The organism is Dryocola boscaweniae, from assembly GCF_025215095.1.
Lineage (GTDB): Bacteria > Pseudomonadota > Gammaproteobacteria > Enterobacterales > Enterobacteriaceae > Dryocola > Dryocola boscaweniae.
In genome coordinates, this window is the sequence record NZ_JALHAP010000078.1 from 54,349 (window position 1) to 71,071 (window position 16,723).

The following is a 16,723-nucleotide window of genomic DNA, read 5'->3' on the forward strand; positions in this document are numbered from 1 at the left end:
TCGTCCGCCTGGTTTTAGCAATCCCGGAATGTTTTAACGGTCTGTTGTAAGAGCTTATAGTTCTCATAACGCGTCTGGTGCGTCTGGCGATAAGCATCCTGAGGTTCAAACTGCCTGTCGAGCTTCGTCATCTGCTTCATGGCTTCACTTACGGATGAAGTCACCTTCCCGGCGACGGCCCCCAGAATAGCCGAGCCTAACAGCACCGGTTCGCTGCATTTGGTGGCGAGGATCGGCAGATCGCAGGCGTCGGCCAGCAACTGGCGAACCAGCGGGTGTTGACCCGCACCGCCACTGATGACGATTTTATCCGTCTTAACGCCCTGCTGACGTTGCGCATCAACGATCTGCCGCAGCCCGTAGCCGATACCGCATAATCCGGCGACGTACAGGGCGACCAGGTTATCCAAATCCCTCTCCATCCCTAAACCGGCGATGGCCGCCCGCGCGTGGGGATCGGCGAAGGGCGCGCGGTTACCTAAAAATTCAGGCACGACATGCAGACCGCGAGCCAGTTCGATGGCTTTGGAAGGATCGGTGAGCCTTGCCAGCGCCAGATCCGCCAGATAAACCGGTAGCGGAACGTTGAGCGCCCGCGCCTGTACGCTTGCTTCGGCGGCGGCGGGATGGAAGGCGACAAGCTGATCGATAGCCGCTCCGGCAGCGCTCTGGCCGCCTTCGCTTAGCCACATGCCCGGCACCATCGCTGAATAATACGGGCCCCACACGCCGGGAATATAAACGGGATTTTCCGTGGAGGTCATGGTGCAGGCGGAGGTGCCAAATACCCACGCAAGGTTGTGCAGCGCGCCATTATCAACGCCCGCCGTGCCGATGCCGCCTGCGTGGGCGTCAATCATACCGATGGCGACCGGCGTTCCTGCCGGCAGCCCCATTTCATCGGCCGCAGCAGCGCTAAGCCCCTGGCCGCAAGGCGTTCCAGGCTCCACGATACGCTGGCCGATACGCGCAAATTCCTCGTCCGCCAGCTCATCAAGCCCAATGGTACGGAAATAGTCCGCATCCCAGCGTTTCTCATGGGCAAGATAGGTCCATTTACAGGTTACCGTGCAGGTTGAGCGGGCCAGATCCCCCGTTGCGCGCCAGGTGAGGAAATCCGCCAGGTCGAAAAATTGCCAGGCGTTGTCATAGACTTTCCGGCGGTTCTCCTTCAGCCAGAGGATTTTCGGCGTTTCCATTTCCGGCGAAATTTTACCGCCGACATATTGCAGCACGGAATGGCCAGTGTCGTTAATACGCTCGGCCTGTTCGGTGGCGCGGTGATCCATCCAGACGATGATATTGCGTTCCGGATCGCAGGCGTCCCCCACCGCAAGCGGTTCGCCGTCTCGCCCCAGCACCACAAGAGAGCAAGTTGCATCAAAACCGACGCCGCTTACGCTTGCGGGTGATACGCCCGCTGCGTCTACGGCTTCACGAATGCTTTGACATACCGCCTGCCAGATTTCGTTGCTGGACTGCTCAACTCTATTTCCCGCATAGCGTTTGAGCGTAATCGGACGCGTGGCGTGGGCAAGCAAATGCCCTGAAAGATCGAAAATTCCGGCGCGTACGCTGCCCGAACCGACGTCCACGCCGATGAGGGTATTTTTGGTTTCATTTTTCATCTTCGTAACCAGTTTCCCCGGGATTAGAGATCGACGCTGTTCGGCAGTATGACCAGATCGCGAACGGTTACGTTTTTATTGCGGGTGACCATAAAGAGTACGGATTCCGCGACTTCAATCGGCTGCATCAGGCTGCCGTTTGCCAGCGCTTCTTCCATTTTTTCTTTCGGCCAGTCGTCCAGCAGGGCGGTTACCACCGGGCCTGGCAATACCGCGCCCACGCGCACGCCATACTGCGCAACCTGGCGGCGGGTAGAGTGAACAAAGGCCTGCACGGCAAATTTTGACGCGGTATAAATTGGCTCCCAGATGACCGGCACAACGCCTGCAATGGAGCTGGTGAAGATAATATCGCCTGATTTCTGGGCGATAAGGTGAGGCAGAACCGCACGCACGCTACGGAATGCGGCATTGATATTCAGATTCAGCACGCGGTCCCAGACATCCGGATCGCCTTCTGCGATTGGGCCGCCAATGTACGCGCCGGCATTGGCGTGGAAGATATCCAGCCGCCCGGCACGTTCCAGAATGCCGGTAAGGATGTTATCGACCTGCTGCGGCTGCATAAGATCCACAACCAGCGCAAAGGCGTTTTCACCCATTTCCGCCGTCAGTTTCTCAAGCTTTTCGCCGTCACGGTCGATAAGTACGACTTTAGCGCCAGCCGCCAGCAGGGTTCTGGCGCATTCAAGTCCAATACCGGAAGCGGCGCCGGTGATGGCTGCTACTTTGCCGCTAAGAGAGCTATTGATAGAGGGTAAGTCGTTTTTCATTTTATAATCCTTTCAGGTGTTCAGAATTTGTTGTGCCATAATTTTTGCTCAATCGATAGAGCAGATGTAGCACCAGATGAAATTTGCGGCAAGCAGGATAAAAAACGGAGAGAAAAATTTGTGATACGCGCCAGGAAAACGAAGAAAATTACCATTTACGATTTGGCGGAGCTGACGGGAGTTTCAGCGAGCGCGGTCAGCGCTATCCTTAACGGCAACTGGAAAAAGCGCCGAATCAGCGCAAAACTGGCGGAAAAAGTTACTCAGGTGGCGCAGGAGCAGGGGTATGCCGTTAACCGGCAGGCCAGCCTGCTGCGGAAAAAGAAATCACGCGTTATCGGCATGATTGTGCCGAAATACGACAACCGCTATTTCGGTTCAATCGTTGAAAAATTTGAAGAAATGGCACGAGAGCGCGGCCTTTTCCCCATCATTACCTGTACCCGTCGCGACCCGGAGCTGGAGCTCGAAGCGGTGCGCACCATGCTTTCCTGGCAGGTGGAGTGGGTGATTGCGACCGGTGCGACGCGGCCTGATGAAATCTCCGAGCTGTGCTCGCAGGCCGGTGTCCATACGCTAAACCTGGATCTGCCGGGGACGCTGGCGCCGTCGGTAATTTCAGATAACTATGCCGGAGCGAAGGCGCTTACCGAGCGTATTTTGCTTAATGCGCAAAAGCGTTTCGGGCAAAAAGTCTCTTTAACTTTTGTCGGCGGCCGACGCAATGACCACAACACCCGCGAACGTTTACGGGGATTCCGCGATGCCCATCAAGAAATGGGGCTGCTGGTTGCGGCAAAAAATATTTTTATTGAAGGCTACTCACCAAAACACGTGCAGGCCGCGCTTTGCGACTTTGCGCCGCCTGCGGATGGCGTTTACGGCCTGTTTGTTAACTCCACCATTTCACTGGAAGGCGTCGTTCAGTGGCTGGCCGCGAAAGGGCAAACCGGCACAAAGCAGCCGCCGATGGGCTGCTTTGACTGGGACCCCTTTGTTCCACTGCTGGGGCATGATATCGATATGGTCAGGCAGGACGTCCCGGCTATGCTTGAGGCGGCGTTTTCTATTATTGATTCTGGCGACAATAAAATTCAGTGCATTGAAATTTCGCCCACCCTTACCAGCGGATCGCCGCTTTAGCGGGTTAACAGCCAGCGGGCGGTGTGCTCATCGGTGACCAGACCGCTAATCCATTTGCCCTTAAGTGCTGCAAATATGGCGGCACGTTTGTCTTCTCCGCAGGCCGCAGCGATTCGCGGGCACTGGCTGCGGCGGATATCATAGCTGGTGATCAGATTGTTGATATCGCTTTCCACCACCTCGCCGTTCGCGTCGATAAAACGGCCAAGGACTTCACCGATTGCGCCTTGCAACGTCAGGGTTTCAAGCTGTTCGAGCGTGATAAACCCATCCTTGAAAATCGGGCTTTCCTGCGAAAGCGCGCCGATACCGACAAAAATAACGTCAGCATTATGCGCGACATTTAACACATTGTTGAATAAGCGGTTTGAACACCACATCTGATGTTCAAGGGACGTTTGCGCATAGCGCGGCGCGGGCCACTGATAGTAATTAGCCTGAATTTTACTCGCCAGCAGCAGGGGAACATCGTCGTAGTAATTGCATTTGCCTTCCGCGTCCATAGCGCTGATTAAGGCGACGCAGCGCGCGTTAGGGCTGTCGAAATCGATGCGTCTGATGGTCTTTTTCAACGTTAACCCGGAGCCGATGCCGATAATTTTGTCGTTGTCGGCGCGCAGGTATTTTTCCATAAGCTGATAGCAACCGAAGGAGACGCTGTCGAGCGTCATATCGCTGGTAAAGGCCGGCACGACGTTGCATTCAGTGAGGTCATACTTCTCTTTGAGCATCTGCGCGTAGTTCAGGCAACTGGCGACCGGGTGGTTGAGCCCAATAGAAACAATGCCTTCTTCTTTCGCTGCGGCAATCAGCCGCTGCACAACCGGGCGTGAAGTGCCGAGCTGCGTGGCTATTTCGCTCTGGTTTTGCCCGGCGATGTAGTACATCCACGCGGCGCGAACTTTCTGATCTAACCGTATGTCTTCTTCAGTTATCAATTTTTTCAGCACCTTAAGACGTTAAACGGCAGGGTTAATTCTTTTATAAACCTCTGCATTTTGGCGTGTGCAGACGGTGCAGGCAACTCTATTTTCTTTGTCTCTGGTCATTTGTAATTTATTGGGTCATTTGCTCTTTTGTGACGTAAAGCTCTTAAATTAGTTAATTGTTCTATTACATTCTTCATCACAAACTTAAATGGAGAGCAACGTTATGACTACGCAAAGTACCTGGTTACATATTGGTCTGGGATCGTTTCACCGCGCGCATCAGGCCTGGTATCTGCACCGTTTGATTGCTGAAGGCGATACTCGCTGGCATATCGCTGCCGGTAATATCCGTAATGATGCGGAACATGTCGTCGCCGCCCTTACCGCGCAAAAAGGGCGCTATGTGCTGGAAACGGTCAGCCCGGAAGGGGAGCGCGCATATGAAGAAATTACCTCCATCCAAAAATTGATCCCCTGGCAGGCCGACCTGCAGCCGCTGATTGCGGAAGGCGCGAAGCCTGAAACTAAAGTGATCGCCTTTACCGTGACGGAAGGGGGTTATTACCTGAATACTGCCCATAAGCTGGAGGTTAGCAACGCTGATTTAGCCTGCGACCTGCAGGGCGGCAACAAAACAATTTATGGCGTCATTACCCGTATTCTTGAACAACGTATGGCGAACAATGCCGGTCCGTTAACGCTGCTCAACTGCGATAACGTTCGTCATAACGGCGAGCGTTTCCATGACGGCCTGGTGGAGTTTCTCACGCTGACAGGCAAGCAGGCCGTTATCGACTGGCTGAAAGCGAACGCCACCTGCCCGAACACGATGGTCGACCGCATCACGCCACGTCCGGCGGCCGACCTTCCTGCGCGCATTAAAGAGAAAACCGGCGTTGATGATAAAGCGCCGGTGATGGGCGAAACCTTTATTCAGTGGGTAGTTGAGGACAATTTCCGCGATGCGCGTCCTGACCTTGAGGCCGTTGGCGTAGAAATGGTGGAATCTGTTATCCCATACGAAGAGGCGAAAATCCGCATTCTCAACGCTTCCCATAGCTGCATCGCCTGGGCCGGAACGCTGATGGGCAAGCAGTTTATTCATGAAAGCACGCTCACCGACGCCATTTACGCCGTTGCCGATCGCTATGTCACGGAAGATGTGATCCCAAGCCTTGGGGACAACGGTATCGACCTGCCGAAATACCGTGATGTGGTCCTTAAGCGTTTCACCAACCCGTACATTGAAGACACCAACCAGCGCGTGGCGGCGGACGGCTTCTCCAAAATTCCGGCGATGATTACCCCGACGATGATCGAGTGTTATCACCGTGGCGCCATTCCGCACGCGACCGCCATGCTGCCTGCGCTGTTCTTTGTCTTTATGGAGCAGTGGCACAAAGGACAACTGCCTTATGAATATCAGGACGGCATTCTGAATGTGGAAGCGGTACACGCCATGTTCAACGCCGAAGACCCCATTGCGCGCTTCGCCAGCGATAAAGCGCTGTTCGGCGAATTAGCGGAGCGGGATGATTTCCGAGCGCTGCTGCGTGAAAAAATTCAGGCTGTCTATTCGCTGATCCGCTGAGGAATAAATCATGTACTTAGGCATCGATCTCGGCACTTCTGAAGTTAAGGCGCTGGTCATTGACGAAAACGGCGACATTGTGACCAGCCATAGCGCGCCGCTGACTATTCAGCGGCCCCATCCGCACTGGTCGGAGCAAAGCCCGCAGGCCTGGTGGGAAGCCACCGACTACCTGATGACCACGCTTAAAGAGAAATGCGGACAGCACTGGTCGGCAATAAAAGCCATTGGCCTTTCCGGGCAAATGCACGGCGCGGTATTGCTCGACGCGCAGGGAGAGGTGATTCGCCCCGCTATTTTGTGGAATGACACCCGCAGCGCATTAGAGTGCGCGGAGCTGGAAGAGATTGCCCCGGAGCTGCATGCGGTCGCCGGCAACCTCGCCATGCCAGGATTCACTGCGCCGAAGCTGCTGTGGGTTCGCAGGCATGAGCCAGAAAACTTCAAACGCATTGATACGGTTTTGCTGCCGAAGGATTACCTGCGTTACAGGATGACGGGGGAAAAAATCTCTGATATGTCCGATTCCGCAGGCACGCTATGGCTTGATGTCGCCAGGCGTGACTGGTCAGACAGCCTGCTTGCTAAGTGCGGGCTTTCAAGGCGCAACATGCCGAGCCTGGTCGAAGGCTGCGAAGTTTCGGCCACGCTTGCGCCGGAAATTGCCCAAAGATGGGGACTCAATCCTTCAATCGTGGTGGCCGGCGGCGGGGGAGATAACGCAGTCAGCGCGATTGGCGTGGGAGCGGTTAATCCCGGTGACGCTTTTATTTCGCTCGGCACCTCCGGCGTGTTGTTTGTGGTGAATGAAGCGTATCGTCCGGCCCCGGCCTCTGCGGTACACGCGTTTTGCCACGTCTTGCCCGATCGCTGGCATCAGATGAGCGTAATGTTAAGCGCCGCAAGCTGCCTGCAATGGTTCTGCCGCCTGGTTGGGATAACCGAAACGGTGCTGCTGGAAGAAGTGGCGCAGCTAAGCGACAGCGAAAAAGCAAACGCGCCGATGTTTCTGCCTTATCTGTCCGGCGAGCGTACTCCTCATAACGATCCCAACGCCAAAGGCATGTTCCACGGCCTGACTCATGCCAGCAACCGCGCAACCATGGGTTATGCCGTACTTGAAGGCGTCAGCTTTGGTCTCGCCGATGGCCTCAAAGTGCTGCAGGAAAGCGGCACGCTTATCCAGCAATGTTCGCTGGTTGGCGGAGGCGCGCGCAGTCCGCTTTGGGCGCAGCTTCTGGCGGATGTTCTCAATATGCCGGTCGTCACGCACAAAGGCGGTGAAACCGGCGGCGCGCTGGGCGCTGCACGACTGGCATGTCTGGCGGCAGGCAAATCTCCGGAAACGGTTTGTAAAAAGCCGGAAATTTACCAGACATGGCTTGCCCGTCCTGAGCAGCATGCAGGTCTGATGGAGAGATATACGCAGTTTAACGCCCTGTATCTTAACGATCTGAATTATAGAACCTTCTGATTTTAATAATAAAAATACTCCCGGCTACGGCCGGGGTATACCCCTGTACACGAAAAACGAGGTCACTATGTCCATTGCTAACAAACAGTGGTTTGGATTACCGCTTCACCTGCTGTGGGGTTACATCGCCATCGCCGTGTTTATGACCGGCGACGGCTTTGAGCTGGCATTTCTGTCCCACTACATTAAGGAGCTGGGTTTTTCTCCGGCGCAAGCATCTTTTGCCTTTACGCTCTATGGCCTTGCCGCGGCGCTGTCTGCCTGGGTTTCCGGCGTGGTGGCTGAAATTATTACGCCGCAGAAAACCATGTTTATCGGTTTTGTGCTGTGGTGCGTTTTCCATGTTCTGTTTTTGACCTTCGGCCTGGGGCACGCAAACTATCCGCTGATCCTGCTGTTCTACGGCATCCGTGGGTTTGCCTATCCGTTATTCCTTTACTCTTTCATCGTGGTGATTATCCATAACGTGAAGAGCGAGAACGCCAGTTCGGCCCTTGGCTGGTACTGGGCGGTTTACTCCATCGGCATCGGCGTGGCTGGCAGCTACATTCCAAGCTTTACTATCCCGCTGGTGGGTGAGTTGGGCACGCTATGGATGGCGCTGTTCTTCTGCCTGGCAGGCGGAATGATTGCGATGATATCGCTGCGTAAAGTCCATACCCCAACGCATATGCACAATCTCACTACCCGCGAGAAATTTAATGAACTAAGCCGCGCCATTACTCTGCTGTATACCAACCGCAGCATTATGTATTCGAGCATGGTGCGTATTATCAACACCCTGTCTTTGTTCGGTTTTGCGGTAATTATGCCGATGATGTTTGTCGACGAGCTGGGCTTTACCACCTCCGAATGGCTGCAGGTGTGGGCGGTATTTTTCTTCACCACTATTTTCTCCAATATCTTCTGGGGAATTGTGGCTGAGAAAATGGGCTGGATGCGCGTTGTTCGCTGGTTTGGCTGCATCGGCATGGCCCTGTCCAGCCTGGCGTTCTACTATGTGCCGCAGCACTTCGGACATAACTTCGCGATGGCGCTGATTCCCGCCATCGCGCTGGGAATTTTCGTCGCGGCCTTTGTGCCGATGGCAGCGGTATTCCCGGCGCTTGAACCTCGTCACAAAGGGGCGGCGATTTCGGTCTATAACCTCTCCGCTGGTCTGTCTAACTTCCTTGCCCCGGCCATCGCGGTTGTGCTGCTGCCTTACTTCAGCACCGTTGGCGTGGTTATCGCCTACACGACGCTATATATCATCGCCTTCTTCCTTTGCCACTTTATCCGTGTCGAACAGCCGGGCTTTGAGAGCTATGCCTCCGACGCTGCGAAAGCGGCGGTCAGAGCATCGTAATAAGATAATGGCTGGCTCACAGCCAGCCTTAAAAGAAATGGAACAGCAATGAGCGTGCAAGCGGTTATTTTTGATATGGACGGCGTCATTATTGATTCCGAAGGCTTCTGGCAGGATTCGCAGATTGAGGTGCTTGCAGGCTTTGGCATCGCCATTACCGCGCAAGAATGCGAGAAATACACCAAAGGGAAACGTATCGATGAAATCGCTCGTGTCTGGTGTGAAAGATATTCTTTGGCCGTTCAGCCGCTGCGGCTTGAGGAACACATTGTTTCACAGGTCTGCCAATCTATCAGAACCGAGGGAAGGGCGATGAGCGGGCTGTACCAGGCTTTACGCTGTTTTCAGGCCAATGGTTATCGCATGGCGCTGGCGACATCATCAAGCCAGCAGATTATTGCAGCGGTGTTTGACAAGCTGGCGCTGTGGGAATGGTTTGAAGTGGTTTGCAGCGCGGATGACGAACGCTTCGGCAAACCGCATCCGGCAGTCTATCTGACTGCTTTGTTCAAACTGGGCCTCAACGCCGGTGAATGTGTGGTCATTGAAGACAGCCTGAACGGATTTATCGCTGCTAGCCGGGCGCAGATAAAAACTTTTGTCGTCGCACCTGATTATCAGGAGGCAAAATTTTCGGCGGCGGCAGGGCGTTACCCGGCGCTTACCGAGCTCATCGAGGCTTTGGAACTTCATGTGAAGCCGGTGCTTACCGGCAGTTGCTGACAAATACGGAAGCGCAGAAAACATCCTGGGAGAGTAAACGGTCCGCTGGCCCGGATTTCTGCGCTTCCTTTCTTTTTACAACGCCTCACACATCAGGCTCGACCGTGGCTGACGCGCGAGCGTCGGGCCATCGAATCCACAATAACGGCAATGGCAAGCACCCCGCCGGTTATCATGTAGCGCAATGACGAAGGCAGATTAAGCAGCGTCAGGCCGTTGGAAATACACTGGATGACGATAATGCCCAGCAGGGCAGAGTAAGCGCTGCCGCGTCCGCCAAACAGGCTGGTGCCGCCAATCACCGCCGCGGCGATGGCGTTCAAATTGACATCGCCCGTTCCGGCCTGCTGACTGGCGGATGCCAGGCGCGATGCGGCAAGAATTCCGCCGGTGGTGGCGAGCACTGAGCAAATCATAAACGCGCTAATGTAAATGCCCCGCACGTTAATACCCGAGCGGCGGGCGGCTTCGCGATTACCGCCAACGGCAAACATCGAACGGCCCCATTTTGTACGTTTAAGCGCGTAGTTGAGTATGACAACCACAAGAATAAACAGGCCGAAAACCCACGGCACGCCGCGGCCGATGTTGAGATAAAACACCATAAATTCAAAAATGGCAGTCATAAAGATGCCACGAGCCCACAGTGCGCCAAGAGGTTCGGAAGAGAGATTCACCTCTGCGCGGCGAGCGCGGGTACGTAATCCCTGGGCGATCGTGACAACGCCGGGCAGTACCGCAAAAGTATGCGCCAGCCAGCCGGGCATAACCAGAACCTGACCAAAGCGAACCAGCGGGGAAATATAGGGGAGGTTAATGCTGCCCGAAGGGCCGAGAATATAAAGCTGCATCCCCAGCAACGCCAGAAGCCCCGCAAGCGTCGCCACGAAGCTCGGCATACCTAAACGGCTGTAAAGTTCAGCGTAAAGCAGGCCAACGAACGCACCCACCGCAAGTGCTGCGGCTATTGCGCCTGCGACGGGCCAGCCCTGATTAACCCACAGTACGCCAATGATTGCTGAAGCGAGGCCGCTCATTGAACCCACCGAAAGATCGATCTCTCCCAGCAGCAGCACGCAGACGATGCCAAGCGAAATAAATCCAACCGTGGCGCAGTCAAATAACATATTGACGAGGTTATTCGGCGCCAGATAAATAGGGTTGAGCAAAGTAAAGACGGCGGAAATAATAATAAGCCCGAGCACCACGGGTATCATCCCCAGGTCGCCGGTTTTAATTCTGGTAATGTAGGCACGCCATAGCCCGAAAATATTATCGTTGTGATGAACGCGTTCATCGCTGCGATCTAACATGGTTTCGGGATTGAGCGGTTTTTTTGTGGTGGTATTCATTTGTTAATTCGCCCCCAACGTATGTTCCTGGGTTTTTCTTTCCACGCGGCGTGATACGGCGTTTTCTGTCGCCCCGGTGATGGCGGCAACTAAATCCTGGTTGGTTGCTTCGGGCGTGAAAATACCTTTGTTGCGGCCCAGGCGCAGCACGACGATACGGTCCGCCACGGCCCGGACATCCTCCATGTTATGACTGATGATAATCACGCCCAGCCCGCGCTCCCGAACGCGCTCGATAAGGTTAAGCACCTCGGCGGTTTGCGCAACGCCAAGGGCCGCGGTAGGTTCATCCAGCATGATTATCTTCGGATTTAGCAGCAGCGAGCGGGCAATGGCGACGGTTTGACGCTGGCCGCCGGACAGCGAAGCAACCGGCTCGCGTACGGAAGGAATTCGCGCCGCCAGCTCTTTAAGCAATGTCCACGCGCGAACTTCCATGGTGACTTCATCCAGTTTCCAGGCTGACAATTCATGGCCAAGAAACAGGTTCGCCACCACATCCAGATTTTCGCATAAAGCCAGGTCCTGAAAGACGGTGGAAATACCGTATTCCAGCGCTTTCCCCGGGCTGTCGAGGGTTATCTTTTCACCTTCAAACTCAATCGTGCCGGACGTAGCCTGATGCACGCCGGCTAATATTTTGACCAGCGTAGATTTCCCTGCGCCATTGTCTCCGACCAGAGCGACAACCTCACCGGCATAGACGTCAAGATCGATATCCGTCAGTGCCGAAACGGCACCAAAATTTTTAGAAATTTTACTTAATTTAAGCAGCGGTTTTTCTGCACGGGATGCGAGGTCATTTTCAATTAACATAGCCAGAACCTTAATATCGTCCGTGTGCCCGTAAGTATTTTTTACGGACGCACCAATCGTTACTTAGTTAGTAATGCCTAATTTTTTACAGGCCTGCTGATATTCTCCGCTGCAGACCTGTTCCGGCGTTTGAATTTTCTTATCGAATATTTCCGCTTTAATATTTTTAGCCGTAATGACAGCCGGAACAAATAGCTGAGATGGCGTGTTATAAAGCGTTGAGGTTGCCTTTGGGGTCTGGCCGTTAATTAATTGCACGGCGACTTTCGCTGCGGCTGCGGCAACGATTTCCGAAGGCTTGGAAATGGTGTTGTATTGATCGCCGGAAATGATTAACTGCAAGGCGGCGATAGTGGCATCGTTGCCCGTTACCGGAGGAATGGGCTGTACTCCGCCTGCTTTGAACGCGGCGATGGCGCCGCCGCCCGTGCCGTCATTCGCAGCAACCACACCTTTAATTTTATCGCTAAAGCGGGTGATTTGACCGGCTGTCCACTCCTGGGCTTTCGGCGGCGCCCATTCCGGCGTGTCGAATTCCGCAAGCGTTGTGTAGCCGGAATCTTTCAACCCACGATGGATACCATCGCGAATAAGTCCCGCCGCGGCATCCGTTGGCGAACCGTTGATTTCAAGGACGCCAGAGCCGGCAGGAACATTTGTCGCTTTCAGATGCTCGACCAGCGAGGTGGAAATGGCGTAGCCGATGCCTTCGTTGTCAAAAGAGATATAAAAATCCGCGGGCTTTGCCGGGATGGGGCGATCGTAAGCAACCACTTTCACATCCTGTGAATGGGCAATTTCCACCAGACCCGCCGCTGCGGATGAATCAACGGGATCGAGCACTATCACCTTCGCGCCTTGCGCAATGGCAGAGTTGAACTGCTGTTGCTGCAAAGATGCGCTGGCGTTGGCGTTCTGATAGATGACCTTGCACTGCTGGCAGAGCTTATTCATTTCCGCCTTAAAGCCGGGGAAATCATGCTGCTCATAGCGGGTGGATGCCTGATCGGGCATTAAAAAAGCCACGGTCGCGGCTTCTTGCGCGTGGGCTAAACCGGTAAAACCAAACACAGCCATAAGGGATGCTTTGAACATTGTAGGGTAACGCATTTTTCTGCTCCTCACTGACTCGAACACGATGACCGCCTCACAAGTTGCGACCGGAGGCAGAGGTTATGTTTTTAACGTTAAGAAACCAAAATGAAGCTTTTTATTAGCATTGCGATTACATTTGCTCAATCGGTGAAGCAGATTTGCCACTACTCATTTAGGTTGTCAAGAACAGTCAGAAAAGCGATGTGTTTTTTGTGATTAACAGCAGAATAGACGGGGCAGCGGGCGGGAAATTCACAATAAAAAAGGCCGCAAATTCTTGCGGCCTTTTTCGCTACTCAACGGGAATTAGTCTTGCTGAGAAGACTGAATCGCAGTCAGAGCGATAGTGTAGACGATATCGTCAACCAGCGCGCCGCGAGACAGGTCGTTGACCGGCTTGCGCATGCCCTGCAGCATTGGCCCGATGGAAATCAGGTCTGCTGAGCGCTGTACCGCTTTGTAGGTGGTGTTACCGGTGTTCAGGTCCGGGAAGATGAACACGGTCGCACGACCCGCAACAGGGGAGTTAGGCGCTTTGGATTTCGCAACGTCAGCCATTACCGCTGCGTCATACTGCAGCGGACCGTCGATAACCAGGTCCGGACGTTTTTCCTGAGCGATACGGGTTGCTTCGCGTACTTTCTCAACGTCGCTGCCTGCACCAGAAGTACCGGTGGAGTAGGAGAGCATCGCCACGCGCGGTTCGATACCGAATGCAGTTGCAGAATCCGCGGACTGAATAGCGATTTCTGCCAGTTGCTCTGCGGTAGGATCCGGGTTGATCGCGCAGTCGCCGTAAACGTAAACCTGTTCAGGCAGCAGCATGAAGAACACGGAAGAAACCAGCGAGCTGCCAGGCGCTGTTTTGATTAGCTGCAGCGGCGGACGAATGGTGTTCGCTGTGGTGTGAACCGCGCCGGAAACCAGGCCGTCAACTTCGTCTTGCTCCAGCATCAGGGTGCCGAGAACGACATTGTCTTCCAGTTGTTCACGCGCAACCGCTTCGGTCATGCCTTTGCTCTTACGCAGCTCAACCAGACGGGCAACGTAGCTTTCGCGAACCACTTCCGGATCGACGATTTCGATGCCCGCGCCCAGCTCAACGCCCTGCGCCGCAGCAACGCGGGTGATTTCATCCGGGTTACCCAACAGCACGCAGGTCGCGATACCGCGTTCAGCACAGATGGCGGCGGCTTTAACGGTACGCGGCTCGTCGCCTTCTGGCAGCACAACGCGTTTGCCGGCTTTACGGGCCAGTTCGGTCAACTGATAGCGGAACGCTGGTGGAGACAGACGACGGCTACGCTCGGAGGTTGCGGTCAGGGATTCGATCCAGTTTGCATCAATATGGCTTGCCACATATTCCTGCACTTTTTCGATACGCTGATGGTCGTCGGTTGGAACTTCCAGATTGAAGCTCTGCAGGCTCAAAGAGGTCTGCCAGGTGTTGGTTTCAACCATGAACAGCGGCAGGCCAGTCGCAAATGCGCGTTCGCACAGCTTGCTGATACGCGCGTCCATTTCGTAGCCGCCGGTCAGCAGGATTGCGCCGATTTCAACGCCGTTCATTGCGGCCAGGCACGCTGCAACCAGCACGTCCGGGCGGTCTGCGGAAGTAACCAGCAAGGAGCCCGGACGGAAGTGCTCCAGCATATGTGGAATGCTTCGTGCGCAGAAGGTGACGGATTTAACGCGGCGGGTTTTGATATCGCCTTCGTTAATGATGGTTGCGCCCAGATGGCGAGCCATGTCGATTGCACGAGTAGCAATCAGGTCGAAGCTCCAGGGTACGCAGCCCAGAACCGGCAGCGGGCTGTCGGCAAACAGTTCTTTCGGATCGATGTTCGCGATGCTCGCTTTGGTGGAGTCATCGAAAATCTCGGACAGGTCCGGACGGGTGCGGCCTTGCTCATCAACCGGGGCATTCAGTTTGTTAATGATAACGCCGGTGATGTTGGTGTTTTTGCTGCCGCCGAAGCTGCTGCGGGCCAGCTCGATGCGCTCTTTCATCTGCTCCGGGGAATTGTTGCCCAAAGACATAACGAAGACGATTTCGGCATTCAGCGTTTTGGCGATTTCATAGTTCAGAGACTGTGCGAATTCGTGTTTACGCGTCGGCACCAGACCTTCAACCAGCACGACTTCCGCGTCTTTGCTGCTCGCGTGGTAGTTGGCGATGATCTCTTCCATCAGCACGTCTTGTTGATTGCTGGACAGCAGCGTCTCAACGTGGCTCATGCGCAGCGGTTCAGCCGCAGGGATGGTGGAGTTAGCGCGTACGATGCTGGTGGTCTGGTCAGGAGTATCGCCGCCGGTGCGCGGCTGAGCGATAGGCTTGAATACGCTAAGGCGGACGCCTTTTTGTTCCATAGCGCGGATCACACCGAGGCTGACGCTGGTCAGGCCGACGCTGGTTCCGGTAGGGATCAACATAATAGTACGGGACACGTTATAACCTCTTTCGTTTTCGCGAGCGGCTCGCTCACGAGACTCAGAAAACAACACCGCCAGCAAACGCTGGCGGCGGGAGAATCAGGCAGTCAGGCGGAATGCATCCTGAGCGATAACCAGCTCTTCGTTGGTGGTAATGACCACCGCCGGGCGGGTACCCTCTTTGTTGATGAAGCCGGACTTGCCAAAACGTGCAGCCAGGTTGCGTTCGTGGTCAACTTCAAAGCCCAGAACGCCCAGTTTGCCCAAGGACAGCTCACGTACCATTGCTGCGTTTTCACCAATACCGCCGGTGAATACTACAGCGTCCAGACGACCGTCCATCAGCGCGGTATAAGAACCGATGTATTTCGCCAGGCGGTGGCAGTAAACGTCCATTGCACGTTTAGCGTCCGCCTTGGTTTCGTAGTTGTCTTCAACATAACGGCAGTCGCTGGTGACTTCGGTCAGACCCAGCAGGCCGGACTCTTTGGTCAGCATTTTGTTGATGTCTTCAACGCTCATGCCCAGGGTGTCATGCAGATGGAAGATGATAGCCGGGTCGATGTCGCCAGAACGGGTGCCCATGACCAGGCCTTCCAGCGGGGTCAGACCCATGGAAGTATCCACGCATTTACCGTTACGGATAGCGGAAACAGAACCGCCGTTGCCGAGGTGGCAGGTGATGATGTTCACATCGCTCACAGGTTTGTTCAGCATTTTTGCTGCTTCCTGAGTGACGTAGAAGTGGCTGGTGCCATGCGCGCCGTAGCGACGAACGCCGTGCTCTTTGTACAGTTTGTATGGCAGGGCGTAGAGGTAAGACTCTTCCGGCATGGTCTGATGGAACGCGGTGTCGAACACGGCAACGTTTTTATCAGCCAGTTTAGGGAAAGATTTCAGCGCTTCAGCGATACCGATCAGGTGTGCTGGGTTATGCAGCGGTGCAAAAGAAGCGGAATCTTTGATACCCTGAATCACAGAGTCGTCGATAACAACGGAACTGGTGTATTTCTCGCCGCCGTGAACAATGCGGTGGCCGATTGCGGTCAGTTGCTCGGACAACTCTGGTTTTTGTGCCAGAATGGTATTAACCATATAGTTAAGAGCTTCGCTGTGAGCGGCGCCTGCACCCAAAGCCGCTTCTTGTTTACCGCCATCCATTTTCCACTTGATACGTGCTTCTGGAAGATGGAAACATTCGGCTAAACCAGAGAGGTACTCGTCACCGTTTACAGCATCGATAATTGCGAATTTCAGTGAAGAGCTACCGCAGTTCAGAACCAGTACTAACTTACTCGACATGGAAGTACCTACTTTTACGTGGCTAAAAAAACGTCAGATAGTCTCTCAGCGTAGCGCATGATGAGGCTGACATTTATGATTAACGTCATGCCAAAGTCGTTTTTCTGGCATGGCGA

Annotated in this window: 13 protein-coding genes; 5 read left to right on the top strand and 8 right to left on the bottom strand. The window is 54.5% G+C overall.

What is annotated here, in order from left to right; all coding sequences use genetic code 11:
* Positions 1-14 precede the first annotated feature (14 nt).
* Both MUA00_RS11390 and MUA00_RS11395 read right to left on the bottom strand, forming a co-directional pair.
* The gene (locus MUA00_RS11390) at positions 15-1,628 is read right to left on the bottom strand and encodes an FGGY-family carbohydrate kinase (RefSeq protein WP_271123161.1); all 1,614 of its coding nucleotides are present in this window, start codon (positions 1,626-1,628) and stop codon (positions 15-17) included.
* 23 nt (positions 1,629-1,651) lie between these two features.
* Positions 1,652-2,401: an SDR family oxidoreductase gene (locus MUA00_RS11395; RefSeq protein WP_271123162.1), complete on the bottom strand. Its 750-nt coding sequence runs from the start codon at positions 2,399-2,401 to the stop codon at positions 1,652-1,654.
* A gap of 120 nt (positions 2,402-2,521) precedes the next feature.
* Between MUA00_RS11395 and MUA00_RS11400 the strand changes: the two genes are divergently transcribed.
* A complete protein-coding gene (locus MUA00_RS11400; protein ID WP_271123163.1) occupies positions 2,522-3,544 on the top strand; it encodes a LacI family DNA-binding transcriptional regulator in 1,023 nt (340 codons plus the stop codon).
* Here the strand turns inward: MUA00_RS11400 and MUA00_RS11405 are convergent.
* A complete protein-coding gene (locus MUA00_RS11405) occupies positions 3,541-4,482 on the bottom strand; it encodes a sugar-binding transcriptional regulator (protein ID WP_271123164.1) in 942 nt (313 codons plus the stop codon). The two genes, MUA00_RS11400 and MUA00_RS11405, sit on opposite strands and share 4 nt — an antisense overlap.
* Before the next feature lie 214 nt (positions 4,483-4,696).
* Between MUA00_RS11405 and dalD the strand changes: the two genes are divergently transcribed.
* The 4 genes from dalD (at position 4,697) to MUA00_RS11425 (ending at position 9,609) form a co-directional block, all read left to right on the top strand.
* Positions 4,697-6,064: a D-arabinitol 4-dehydrogenase gene (gene dalD, locus MUA00_RS11410; RefSeq protein WP_271123165.1), complete on the top strand. Its 1,368-nt coding sequence runs from the start codon at positions 4,697-4,699 to the stop codon at positions 6,062-6,064.
* Between the two features lie 10 nt (positions 6,065-6,074).
* Entirely contained in the window at positions 6,075-7,538 is a 1,464-nt protein-coding gene (gene xylB, locus MUA00_RS11415; protein WP_271123166.1) for a xylulokinase, read from the top strand.
* 67 nt (positions 7,539-7,605) lie between these two features.
* Positions 7,606-8,886, top strand: coding sequence for an RbtT/DalT/CsbX family MFS transporter (locus tag MUA00_RS11420; RefSeq protein ID WP_271123167.1), 1,281 nt, complete (start codon positions 7,606-7,608; stop codon positions 8,884-8,886).
* A gap of 48 nt (positions 8,887-8,934) precedes the next feature.
* A complete protein-coding gene (locus MUA00_RS11425; protein ID WP_271123168.1) occupies positions 8,935-9,609 on the top strand; it encodes an HAD family hydrolase in 675 nt (224 codons plus the stop codon).
* A gap of 92 nt (positions 9,610-9,701) precedes the next feature.
* Here the strand turns inward: MUA00_RS11425 and MUA00_RS11430 are convergent, their stop codons facing one another.
* The 5 genes from MUA00_RS11430 to ackA all read right to left on the bottom strand — a co-directional run bounded on the left by MUA00_RS11430 (position 9,702) and on the right by ackA (position 16,607).
* On the bottom strand, positions 9,702-10,961 hold the full coding sequence (locus MUA00_RS11430) for a sugar ABC transporter permease (protein ID WP_271123169.1): 1,260 nt from the start codon (positions 10,959-10,961) through the stop codon (positions 9,702-9,704).
* 3 nt (positions 10,962-10,964) lie between these two features.
* On the bottom strand, positions 10,965-11,777 hold the full coding sequence (locus tag MUA00_RS11435; RefSeq protein WP_271123170.1) for an ATP-binding cassette domain-containing protein: 813 nt from the start codon (positions 11,775-11,777) through the stop codon (positions 10,965-10,967).
* Between the two features lie 63 nt (positions 11,778-11,840).
* Positions 11,841-12,887, bottom strand: a complete 1,047-nt coding sequence (locus tag MUA00_RS11440) for an ABC transporter substrate-binding protein (protein WP_271123171.1) — start codon at positions 12,885-12,887, stop codon at positions 11,841-11,843.
* A gap of 291 nt (positions 12,888-13,178) precedes the next feature.
* A complete protein-coding gene (gene pta, locus MUA00_RS11445) occupies positions 13,179-15,320 on the bottom strand; it encodes a phosphate acetyltransferase (protein ID WP_271123172.1) in 2,142 nt (713 codons plus the stop codon).
* An 84-nt stretch (positions 15,321-15,404) separates the two neighbouring features.
* A complete protein-coding gene (ackA, locus tag MUA00_RS11450; RefSeq protein ID WP_271123173.1) occupies positions 15,405-16,607 on the bottom strand; it encodes an acetate kinase in 1,203 nt (400 codons plus the stop codon).
* Between the last annotated feature and the right edge of the window lie 116 nt (positions 16,608-16,723).